Source organism: Streptomyces sp. NPDC051020, from assembly GCF_040683105.1.
Lineage (GTDB): Bacteria > Actinomycetota > Actinomycetes > Streptomycetales > Streptomycetaceae > Streptomyces.
The window spans coordinates 1-10,760 of the sequence record NZ_JBFBCG010000132.1; the positions used below are offsets into that span (position 1 = coordinate 1).

Consider the following 10,760-nt stretch of genomic DNA (forward strand, 5'->3'; position numbering starts at 1 on the left):
GCTCCGTACGTACGGTCTTGATCGCCACCCGTCGGCCGGACGCCGAGCGGGCGAGATAGACCAGCCCCATGCCGCCGGCCCCGAGCCGTCCCAGCCGGCCACCACGCGCTCGCGCTTCACCGGACTCGTTCACCCCGAGGCCGATCACCGTCTGGGCCACTGGTTCGCCGCCATAGCGGTGCCGCGGGGCTGCTTCATGAACACCTTGCTCAGCAACACCGTGCCGAGTGACGCCCACCCGACGTAGAGGCCATCCGCGGAACGCACCGGATCCCGACCGCACGGCGTCCCCATCAGCCTTGGCGGACGCGGGCATGGACGTGCATGTCGTGCCAGCCGTCCGCACCCGGGTGTTCTTCCTGGCCACGGCCAGAGCCGCAAGCGCCGTCGCCCGTTCCTCGGGATGGTCCGAGATCAATCCGAACGCCCGGCCCAGCCGCTCGTCCCAGGCGCGTGCGTCGTCGCCGCCTGCGCTCGCTCCTGCATCCCGTTCCTCGGCCACACCGGGATCATCCCCCAGGGGCCGGCCCGGGGGTGTTCCCCCATTCGGTAACGACGTAGCCGGCGTGGCCCGAGCGGTGTCGCGGTGGCTGCCGACTCCCCTGCCCCGCCCGGCAAACTCGTCGCGTCGCGGCACTAGGAAGTGACAGGCCCTGTCGCTACCCTCCGCGCATGATTTCCACGGTTGTCTGGGGCACGGGAAACGTCGGCCGCGCCGCGATCCGCGCTGTCGAGGCCCATCCGGCGCTCGAGCTCACCGCCGTACTCGTCCACAACCCCGACAAGGTGGGACGCGACGCGGGCGAACTCGGTGGGCTCGGTCGTCCGCTGGGGGTCATGGCGGGCGCCGACATCGATGCCGTGCTGGCCACCGGTCCCCGGGCCGTCGTGTACGCCGCGTCCGGCGACATCCGCCCCGACGAGGCCCTCGCCGACATCAGCAGGGCGATCCGGGCCGGGGCCGTGGTCGTCACCCCCGCGCTGTACGCACTGTACGACCAGTTGGGCGCCCCGCCGGAGCTGCGGGATCCGGTGCTGGCCGCCATCGCGGAGGGTGGCGGCTCGCTGTTCGTCTCCGGTGTCGACCCCGGCTGGGGCAACGACGTCCTCCCCTTGCTGATCAGCGGACTCGGCACCTCCGTGGACGTGATCCGCTGTCAGGAGATCTTCGACTACTCCACCTACGACCAGGAGGAATCGGTCCGGTACCTGGTCGGCATGGGCCAGCCGATGGAGTACGAGCCGCTGATGCTCGCACCGACCGTCCCGACCATGGTGTGGGGTGGACAGATACGGCTGATGGCCAGGGCTCTGGGAGCCGAACTCGACGACATCCGCGAGACGTTGGACCGGCGCCCGCTCGACGCCACGGTGAGCACCAGGACGATGGGCACGTTCGAGGCCGGCACCCAGGGCGCCGTGCGGTTCGAAGTGCAGGGCATCGTCGGGGGCGAACCCCGCATCGTCATCGAGCACATCACGCGCATCCACCCCTCCTGCGCACCGGACTGGCCGAAGCCGCCCGACGGGGACGGCGCACATCGAGTCATCATCGAGGGCTGCCCGCGCATCGAGGTCACGGTCGAGGCCACCGACGAGGGCGAGAACAGGTCCGCGGGCGGGAACGCCACCGCGGTCGGCCGGCTCGTGAGTGCCATCGACTGGCTCGTGGACGCGGAACCAGGACTTTACGACGCGCTCGACGTCCCGCTGCGCCCAGCAGTCGGCAAGCTCGGAAGGAGACATCCATGAACATCGACATCCCCGAGGGCAAGGACGCGATCGAGTACGTGTGGGGTGAGATGGTACCCGGGATCGGGATCGCCGCATCCAACTTCTCGCTGTCGGTGTACGCCCACACGACCCTGGGACTGCGCGAGTTCGAAGCCGCGCGGTTGCGGATCGCCCAGATCAACGGGTGCGCCTTCTGCCTCGACTGGCGGACCGAACGTGACGGCGTGAAGGTCGAGGAGGAATTCGCCGACGCGGTGACCCAGTGGCGTACCACCGACGTGTTCGACGACCGGACCCGGTTGGCCGCCGAATACGCCGAGCGGTACGCCCTGGATCACCACAATCTCGACGACGCGTTCTGGTCCCGGATGACCGCGCACTACAGCCAGCTCGAGATCGTGGAGCTGAGCATGAGCATCGGATCATGGCTGGCGTTCGGCCGGCTCAACCATGTGCTGGGTCTCGACACCAGGTGCGCGCTGCCCGGCCGTTGACCGTCACAGGTCGGTGGCGATGATCTTCTCGATGTTCCGTTCGGCGAGCGCGGTGATGGTGACGAACGGATTGACGCTGGTATTGCCGGGGATCAGCGAGCCGTCGATGACGTACAGGCCGGAGTAGCCGTGCAGGCGGCCATAGTTGTCGGTGGCCCGGTTCAGCACCGCGCCGCCGAGCGGGTGGTACGTGAGGTGGTCACCCCAGATCTTGTAGGTGCCGAAGAGATCGGTCCGGTAGATCGTCCCCTCCTTCTGGTTGATCCGGTCGAAGATCGTCTTGGCGGCATCGATGGACGGCTGCTTCCAGGCGGTCTGCCAGTTCAGGTCGACCGTGCCCGTCGCGGCGTTCCAGGAGAACTCGGCCCGGTTCGGGTTCTTGGTGATGGACAGGTAGAACGACGCGTACGTCTCGATCCCGGTCGGCAGCGGCGCGACTTCGGCGAACGCGCCACCGGCGGCCCAGTTGTCGATGCCGCCCGTGGGAATGGACGCCTGGAGGCTGCCGGTCGGGTCCCACATGTGGTTGGCCCGGCCGCACATGACATTGCCGTTGTCGCCCCACCCTTTACCGATCTCGTTGTTCAGGCCGGCGAGCGCGCCGGTGGCCTTCAGCTTCACCAGCAGCTTGCTGGTGCCCACGCTGCCGGCCGCGAAGAACACCCGGTCGGCGGTCACCGTCTTGGTGGCCGTGGTGACACCGCCGGTGTCGATCTGGTCGATGACGACCGTGTAACCGCCACCTGCTGCCGGGGCGACCGAAGTGACCTTGTGGAGCGGCGAGATGACGACCCTGCCGGTGGCCCTGATCCGGTCGATGTACGTTTTCTGCAGCGACTTCTTGCCGTAGTTGTTGCCGTAGAGGATCTCACCGGCCAGCGCGGACCTGGGGACGGTTCCTGCCTCTTCCTGCTTCATGTAGTCCCAGTCGTACACGGTGGGCACGAAGACGAACGGGAAGCCGGCACGCTGGGCCTGCTCACGGCCGACCCGGGCGTACTGGTAGCACGCGGCGGTGTCGAACCAGGCCGGGTCGATGGTGCCGGCCCCGAGCCCGGCATTGGCGCGCGGGTAGTAGATGTCGTACATCTCGTCGGCATCCACCGACGGGAGGACGGCTCCGAAGTTCTCGCGCTTGGGAGTGACCGCCATCCCACCGTTGACCAGCGATCCGCCACCGACGCCGCGGCCCTGGTAGACGGTGATCCCGCTGAACTCCTCGGCGTCGAGGATCCCCGTGTTGCGAGCGATGTTCTTGTCGATGGGGAAGCCGAGGAAGTTACTGAGGGGCTGCTTGGTCCTGGTGCGGAGCCAGTACGACCGGCTGTCCGGGCTTGTCGTGTTGGCGAAGATCTTGCCGTCCGGGCCGGGGGTGTCCCAGGCCATGCCCATTTCGACCATGTGCACGTCGACGCCCGCCTGGGCGAGACGCAGTGCGGCGACGGAGCCGCCGTATCCGGTGCCGATCACCAGGGCCTGGACATGGGCCCCGGAGTCGATCGGGGCGGTTGCGGAGCCGACCCCGGCCTGGGCCGGGGTGGTGTGGCCTGCGAGGGCCACGGCTCCTAAAATAGAACCAGTTCCTGTGATGAACCTGCGACGCGAAACGCCCTTCGGGCCTGCATTGTGCATGCTAGAGTCACTCATGTGACACGCCTCACTCTCCAGAGAGTGAAACTGGTTCTACTGCGGTTCGCATGTTAAGTCACTACATACCGATGGGTAACATGCGCCCGATCGAGGCGCCCCGGACGGGCAACGCCGTGCGTCAGGCGGGCCGGCCGCGGTGGCCTTCCTCGATCGGCCGGGTGCCGTCACCCCCTGGGGCGAGCTCCCTGTCGGCAGCCGTGACGCTTTCGCCGACGCAGGGTTCGTCGAGGTCGGCAGGCCCACACTCGGGCGAATCGTCATGCGGATCGACTTCTGAATCGCCCCCCGTGCGCGACACCGACGGGAACGGGTGGCGAAGCCCCATCGGACCTTCGCCACCCGTCATGCCCGAATCAACCCAACCGGGCGTCAGTAGGCCCCGAACACGTTGTCGATCGAGCCGTACTTGGCGGCGGCGTAGTTGCACGCGGCCGTGATGTTGGCGACCGGGTCGTAAGGGTCCATCGACGTACCGGGCACGTGGTAGGCGCGGAACGTGGGGTCGATGACCTGCAGGAGACCCTTGGACGGCGTGCCCTTGGCGGCGTTCGAATCCCAGTTGTTGATGGCCCGGGGGTTGCCCGCGGACTCGCGCATGATGTTGCGGTGGATGCCGTTGTAGCTACCGGGGATGCCGTGCTGGGCCATGACGGCCAGCGACTCCTTGATCCAGCCGTCGAGGTCGTTCGTGTACGTCGCGGGCTTCGCGGTGACGGCGGCGGCAGTGCTCGCGGCCGTCGTGGATGCGACTGCCGCGGGCGCGGTGGCGCCGATGGTGAGCTTCTGGCCCGCGTGAAGGACGCCGGGGTCGGCTCCGATGACCGCTCGATTGTCCTTGTACAGCTGCTGCCAACCGCCGCTCACGGAATGGCTCAGGGCGATCTTGTAAAGGGAATCACCGGCTATCACGGAATAGACGGTGGGCGTAGCTGCCCGCACGGCAGTCGGCTTGGCGGGGGCGGCAGCGGGCGCCGCTGTCTTGGCGACGGCGGCGGTGACAGGCTGCGCCGGCGCTGCCGAGGCAACGGTTGCCCCGATCATCGGAAGCGCGAGAGCGGCACCGCCCGTGCTCACGGCGATGAGTCCGCGAGTCAGCGAACTGGACTTACGGCGACGGTGGTTAACCTGTGCGGGCATGGCGTATTCCTCTCCGTCGCCTACGAGGTGAGCTGTCGGGTTGAGGCTGGAGTTGCCTCGCCGTATGGGAATACGACTTCACCCCTAGCCGTTCCGGATACCGGATCGGCGGCTTACGTGGGTCCCCCGCTCCTGCCGTACGTGAGTGGTCGGGTTCCCGGACGGCGGCAGGATTCGGCGTTCCATCCGGATTGACGGTGACCGTAGGCGAGAAACTCCGACCTGAACAAGCCCACATTTCTCGATCACAATTCATTTACAAGATCGAGTCGCGGAAATTTTCGCAATCCACCCCGGTCCGCGAAGCCAACTTTCTTGGCACAGAAGGGAACCGGGCGGCACGCCGCTTCGTCCGCGGGCCCGGAAGGTGACTCTCACCACTCGGCCCGAAAAGGGCGATTTGCCCGGCACGAAAGTCCTCGGGCCCGCACGGGTTGCACGTTCACCAGAACGGCGAGCAACTTCCCCTTATCGCCAAAATTGGGACATTCGGGAGATTTTGACGTCAGGGGCAGGCATTCGGGCTTCGGCTCGTCGGGAAGGGCGTCCCCCCGGGGAGGCGACCGGGAGCAGTCGCGCGTCATCTGCCTGCTCCGACTGCGGCGCGCGAGTGGCCGCCCACCGGCCAGGTCGTGCAGGTTCACGCGAACGACACCATGGTGGCCGCACAAGGTGCCGTACATCTTCGGCGTGGCCATGATGGTGCGGAAGAACGCCCTGCCCACCCGCCGGGACTGTCCGGCAGCACGAGAGAAGTGATGGCGATGGAGCTGTTCCCGCCCATGCCGCTCGCCGAGTGGCGTGACACCAAAGAGACGCTCCACCGCTTCGCGCAGATCGTCGGAAAGATCCGTCTCGCGGCCGGTGTCCGGCGCAATCACTGGTGGAACGTTCCGTTTCACCTCACTGGCCGGGGTATCACCACCCGCCCCATGGGACAGATCGACGGCAACCCGATTTTCACGGTGGACTTCGACTTCGTCGGCCATCAACTCGTCATCACAAGACTGGACGGCGTGACGGTCTCGTTCCCGCTTTCGGGCCAGTCTGTGGCTACCTTCCACAAGAAGGTCATGGCCGCCCTGGACGCGCTGGGTATCGAGGTGAATATCAAATTCCCCAAGCCATTCGATCTGTCCGACGCCGACCGGCCGTTCGCCGAGGACACGGAGCACGCGGCATACGATCCCGAACAGGCAAACCGGTATTGGCAGGTCCTCAGTCAAGTGGCGTTGGTACTGGAGGAATTCGCCGCGCGGTTTTCGGGGAAAGTCAGTCCCGTGCACCATTTCTGGCACACCTTCGATATCGCTCACACCCGCTTTTCGGAGCGTCAGATCGACCAGCCCGCGCAGATCGACCCGGTGACGCGGGAGGCCTACTCCCGGGAAGTGATCAGCTTCGGTTTCTGGTTCGGTGACGACAATTTCGCCGCGCCCGCCTTCTACTCGTACACCGCTCCCGAACCGGCGCGGCTGGCGGAGGAACCGCTCACTCCGGTGTCGGCGCAATGGGTGGATCGTGGCGGCAGCCACCTGGCGGTACTGCCGTACGACGCGGCCCGCGCCGAGGGCGATCCCCGTGCGACTGTACTCGCCTTCTACGAAAGCGCCTATCAGGCCGGAGCGGGGCGCGCCGGTTGGGACATCGACCGTCTCGCCTGTCCCGGCGGGATCACCGACCCGTGCCTGACGCCCTGTACGCCTGCCGGTGGATGAGGAGCGCGGCTTCAGTGCAGCTGCCACTCCCAGTCCGCGGGAACCGTGCCCTGGGGACCCGGGGTCGGCTGGGCGACCGGGTGCGCGATGGGCCGGAGCAGCTCCCATCCCTCGTCATATTCCTCGGCCTCGATGTTCCGGAGCCCGTTCTCCCCCGGCTCGAAACCGGCCAGGAACGGATGTCCCATCGCCTCGCCCTCACCCTCCCGGGACTGTCGGCTGCGGGGCCCGGTGGCTGCCGAGCCGCCGCCGAATTGCGGCGATCCGGGGATGGCGTTCGTGCAGTTCAGCGGAGTGGCGGTCGAGTTCCTCGCCAAGGCGTTCGGCGCGTTTGTCGATGTCCAGCTCATCCAGAATGCGGTCGACCTCGGCGAGCAGCGCACCGTGCAGTTGCCACTGTCGGGGGTGCTCCTGAACGTCCTCCAGCAGGAGGTCGGCCACCACGTCCCGAGTGGCGCGGCTGGCGGCCAGTGCGGCGGCAAGTCGCGACTCCGCCTCCTCGGCATTGGCGGACACCGGAGTGGTGATCAGCGTGGAGAAGCTCTCGATGGCGTCGGCCATCTGCGCGAAGAGTTCCCGGAGCGAGGCGGCCACGTCCTGCGGGAACATGGTTTCCCCGGTCCGGGCTTTGGCCAGGTCCGTCAGCGTGCGGGCCAGCACACGGAGTACAACGGCACAGATCTCCAGTGTGTCGAGTCCGGTACGCAGGACGATGCGGTACAGAAGACCTTGCCGGATCCGGGGGTTGAGCAGGAGGCTCTCCTCGGCCTGCCGGAGCGAGGCGTCGACGGCCACGATGTCGTGGTCCAGTCTGCGGGCGTCGTGCAGTCTCGCAGCTGCCTGCGCGACCGAGATGTGGCCGCCGACCTCCTCGCCCATGGCCCGGAACATCTGTCCCATCTCCCGCGCCAGTTCGTCGATGGACACGCCTGCGTTCTGCACCCATACGGGCGGCGCGAGCAGGTTGAACAACAGGCCGACGCCCGCACCGATCAGGGTCTCCAGAACGCGGTCCCAGGCGGTGGCGGCGACCTGGGAGACGCCGAGGACCAACATCGCGCTGATGGCGACTTCCGGCACGAACTCGTCCACCCGCACCACCCGTCCGATGATCAGCGAGCTGAAGATCGTCAGACCCAGGCTCCACCAGTTCAGACCCACCAGGGCGCTGAAGCCGATGGCGATGAGCACCCCGACGACGACGGAGTTGACGCGCCGGATGCCCGTGGTGAGCGTCGCGTACAGGGTGACCTGAACGACGAGGAGCGCGGTCAGTGGAGCCGTCAGCGGTACCGGCTGAGGAAGGGTCCACTCCGCGACGACATAGGAGATGACCGCGGCCGCCGTGGAGCGCAGGGTCTGCGCCGCGACAGGCTCGGTGGTCTGCCGTACGAGCTTGATGACGGGTGCGGAGAGTTCAGGCATTTCACTCTCCTTCCCTCGTACGTCTGCTTGCAGCACCACGAATCCACCGGACGGGTTGCGCGTGGGCCCCGTCGTCGGGTCCGTACCGCCGCCTGGGGCCGGTGGGCGGGCAGCAGGGCGGGACGATGGCGGAGTGCCGGAAGTCGGCGCAATGCGGTCCTGCGGGTGTGGGGCGCCGATCCCTACGCTCGTGCCATGCGTGTACTTGTCGCCTCGACCAGCGGATCGGGCCACTTCAGCCCGCTTGTCCCGTTCATCGACGCCTGCGCGGCGCGTGGGGACGATATCCTCGTCGTCGCACCGCCGAAGCTCGAACCGTTACTGGCCGCCCGGAAACTTCCCTACCGCATCGGCGGGGAGCCGCCGGACGCCGAGCTCGTGCCGCTGATGATGCGGGTGTTGGGGCTGCCCGCGGACGAGGGCGTGTCCCTGATGACCAGGGAGGTGTTCGGCAGACTGTGCATCACCGCCATGCTGCCGACGCTGGAGGAGCTCTGCCGGGAGTGGCGGCCGGATCTCGTCCTGCACGAGATGTACGAGCTCGCATCGGTGGTGGCGGCCGAGCGGCACGGTGTCCCACATGCCCAGGTCGCTGTATCTGCCGCGCAGTTCGCCGAGTCCACCGACGAACTGCTCCGCCCTGTACTCGATTCGTACGGTGCGGGCATCGCGGAACGGCTCCGGGTCTCCCCCTATCTGACCCGGCTCCCCGCTTCCCTGGACCCCTCACCGTACGCGGTGACCCGGCGCTACCATCAGCCACCCGCCCCGAACGCTCTGCCGGACCGGTGGCACGGCCGCGAAGAACCGCTCGTCTACGTCACGCTCGGCACCGAGGTGGGCGGCATGCCGAACGCCTCCGCCCTGTACCGGGCGGTACTGGCGTCCGTCAGCGGGCTGCCGGCGCGCGTCCTGCTGACCACGGGTCCCCTCACCGATGTGTCGGACTTCGGGGCGATCCCCCGCAACGTCCGCGTGGAGAAGTGGGTCCCGCAGGCCGACGTACTGGGCGGCGCCTCCCTCGTGCTCTGCCACGGCGGTTCGGGCACGGTCTACGGCGCCCTCGCCTCCGGTGTCCCGCTGGTCTGCGTGCCTCTCTTCGCCGACCAGCCGACGAACGCAAGGCTGGTCACCGGGGCGGGCGCAGGTCTGACCGTCACGGCGGACGGGCCGGGTCAGGAGACGGCCGGGTTCGGTCCGGACGGTATCGCCCGCATACGGTCGGCCGTCGAACTGGTGCTCAAGAAGCCGTCGTACCGGGCGGGTGCCGAGCGCCTGGCGGCCGAGATGTGTGCCACGCCGACAGCCGGCGAACTGCTCGACAGTCTCGGCGCCGGTCCGGCGCCCGGTCCTCGCTGAGACCGGGGAAGGGGACGAGCGGCGGTCAGTGGGAGAACCTGTGCCAGCACGACCTGGGCGCGGTCCGGCTTTGCCGGCTGTACTGGGCGGCGGAGGAGGCCCAGTCGTCGGCGGGCACCTGAAAAGGACAGTCCTGGCAACGGCCCGGTACGAGGCCTCGCCACCGTCGCACCTGACGCGTGGCCACCCGATGCCCGCGGTACGGCACCGGGTGGCCACGCGTCGACAAGGGCACGCCCCGGGCAGCAGGCCGGGACGCCGACGAGCGAGGCGCCGCCGGTGCGGGGCAGCGAGCCCGGGGCATGGCGGTCGTACGCCGTTACCTTGCGCCGGACTTGCCGGGTTCTCGCCGACGTCCCCGATCCTGTTCCTCACCACGGCAGTCCGGATCGCATAAGCTCGAACAATGGCGAAGTACTTCGACGTGCACCCCGAAAATCCTCAGCGGCGCACCATCAGCACGGTGGCTGAGACCATCCGCTCCGGTGCGCTCGTCGCGTACCCGACGGACTCCTGCTACGCACTGGGATGCCAGCTGGGCAACCGTGACGGCATCGGCCGGATCCGTTCGATCCGGAACCTCGACGATCGTCACCACTTCACCCTGGTGTGCCAGGACTTCGCGCAGCTCGGTCAGTTCGTACACGTCGACAACGACGTGTTCCGCGCGATCAAGGCAGCCACGCCCGGGAGCTACACCTTCATCCTCCCGGCGACGAAGGAGGTGCCGCGTCAGCTGCTGCACCCGAAGAAAAAGACGGTCGGAGTGCGCATTCCCGACCACGTGGTTACCCAGGCCCTGGTCTCCGAGCTCGGTGAGCCGCTGCTCTCCAGCACCCTGCTCCTGCCCGACGAGGACGAGCCGATGACACAGGGCTGGGAGATCAAGGAGCGGCTCGACCACGAGGTGGACGCGGTGGTCGACTCGGGTGACTGCGGCACCGAACCGACGACGGTCATCGACTTCTCCGAAGGCGAAGCCACGATCGTGCGCCGAGGAGCTGGCGACACCACACGGTTCGAATAGCCATACACCGACGGCGTCACCACGTGCGAGGCATGGGACTGCGTGCCCCTGCCTCGGATGCCACGTGGTCGACCTCCACACGCTCAGCTGTCTCCGCCCTCAGGGTCCGGGCCCAGCAGCATGTTCTGGCCGGGTTCGGCCGTATCACCGGCACGTGCGGTCAGTAGGCCGAGTTGACGTGGTCGATGGAGCCGTAGCGGTGGGCGGCGTAGTTGG

10 protein-coding genes, 1 pseudogene and 1 riboswitch are annotated in these 10,760 nt (G+C 67.8%); of the genes and pseudogenes, 7 read left to right on the forward strand and 4 right to left on the reverse strand.

The features are described 5' to 3' along the window. The 3 genes and pseudogenes from AB0N06_RS35995 to AB0N06_RS36005 all read left to right on the forward strand — a co-directional run. A pseudogene (locus tag AB0N06_RS35995) lies at positions 1-247 on the forward strand (hypothetical protein); the annotation flags it as partial. Between the two features lie 425 nt (positions 248-672). Beyond that, complete coding sequence (locus AB0N06_RS36000) at positions 673-1,752, forward strand: dihydrodipicolinate reductase (protein WP_366138902.1); 1,080 nt, start codon at positions 673-675, stop codon at positions 1,750-1,752. Next, positions 1,749-2,228 carry a carboxymuconolactone decarboxylase family protein gene (locus AB0N06_RS36005; RefSeq protein WP_366138903.1) on the forward strand — a complete coding sequence of 160 codons (480 nt, stop codon included), beginning with the start codon at positions 1,749-1,751 and terminating at the stop codon, positions 2,226-2,228. Before AB0N06_RS36000 ends, AB0N06_RS36005 begins: the two co-directional genes overlap by 4 nt. 3 nt (positions 2,229-2,231) lie before the next feature. Here AB0N06_RS36005 and AB0N06_RS36010 read toward each other — a convergent pair whose 3' ends face one another. Then, positions 2,232-3,875 (reverse strand): GMC oxidoreductase, encoded by a 1,644-nt coding sequence (locus tag AB0N06_RS36010; RefSeq protein WP_366138904.1) that lies wholly within the window; start codon positions 3,873-3,875, stop codon positions 2,232-2,234. A gap of 139 nt (positions 3,876-4,014) precedes the next feature. Here AB0N06_RS36010 and AB0N06_RS36015 point away from each other — a divergent pair, with 139 nt between their 5' ends. Then, positions 4,015-4,155, forward strand: coding sequence for a hypothetical protein (locus tag AB0N06_RS36015; RefSeq protein WP_366138905.1), 141 nt, complete (start codon positions 4,015-4,017; stop codon positions 4,153-4,155). 92 nt (positions 4,156-4,247) lie between these two features. Here AB0N06_RS36015 and AB0N06_RS36020 read toward each other — a convergent pair whose 3' ends face one another. Continuing rightward, positions 4,248-5,015: a LysM peptidoglycan-binding domain-containing protein gene (locus AB0N06_RS36020; RefSeq protein WP_366138906.1), complete on the reverse strand. Its 768-nt coding sequence runs from the start codon at positions 5,013-5,015 to the stop codon at positions 4,248-4,250. Positions 5,016-5,019: 4 nt separating this feature from the next. After that, positions 5,020-5,205, reverse strand: a riboswitch (cyclic di-AMP (ydaO/yuaA leader). Between the two features lie 574 nt (positions 5,206-5,779). On the opposite strand from AB0N06_RS36020, the gene AB0N06_RS36025 reads away from it, so the two are divergent. Beyond that, positions 5,780-6,733: a DUF5996 family protein gene (locus tag AB0N06_RS36025; RefSeq protein WP_366138911.1), complete on the forward strand. Its 954-nt coding sequence runs from the start codon at positions 5,780-5,782 to the stop codon at positions 6,731-6,733. An 11-nt stretch (positions 6,734-6,744) separates the two neighbouring features. Here AB0N06_RS36025 and AB0N06_RS36030 read toward each other — a convergent pair whose 3' ends face one another. Continuing rightward, positions 6,745-6,921, reverse strand: coding sequence for a hypothetical protein (locus AB0N06_RS36030; RefSeq protein WP_366138907.1), 177 nt, complete (start codon positions 6,919-6,921; stop codon positions 6,745-6,747). Positions 6,922-6,931: 10 nt separating this feature from the next. Continuing rightward, complete coding sequence (locus AB0N06_RS36035; protein ID WP_366138908.1) at positions 6,932-8,158, reverse strand: aromatic acid exporter family protein; 1,227 nt, start codon at positions 8,156-8,158, stop codon at positions 6,932-6,934. Positions 8,159-8,353: 195 nt separating this feature from the next. Here AB0N06_RS36035 and AB0N06_RS36040 point away from each other — a divergent pair, with 195 nt between their 5' ends. Both AB0N06_RS36040 and AB0N06_RS36045 read left to right on the forward strand, forming a co-directional pair. Then, entirely contained in the window at positions 8,354-9,517 is a 1,164-nt protein-coding gene (locus AB0N06_RS36040; RefSeq protein WP_366138909.1) for a glycosyltransferase, read from the forward strand. A 406-nt stretch (positions 9,518-9,923) separates the two neighbouring features. Beyond that, positions 9,924-10,544 carry an L-threonylcarbamoyladenylate synthase gene (locus tag AB0N06_RS36045; RefSeq protein WP_366138910.1) on the forward strand — a complete coding sequence of 207 codons (621 nt, stop codon included), beginning with the start codon at positions 9,924-9,926 and terminating at the stop codon, positions 10,542-10,544. Positions 10,545-10,760: the final 216 nt, after the last annotated feature.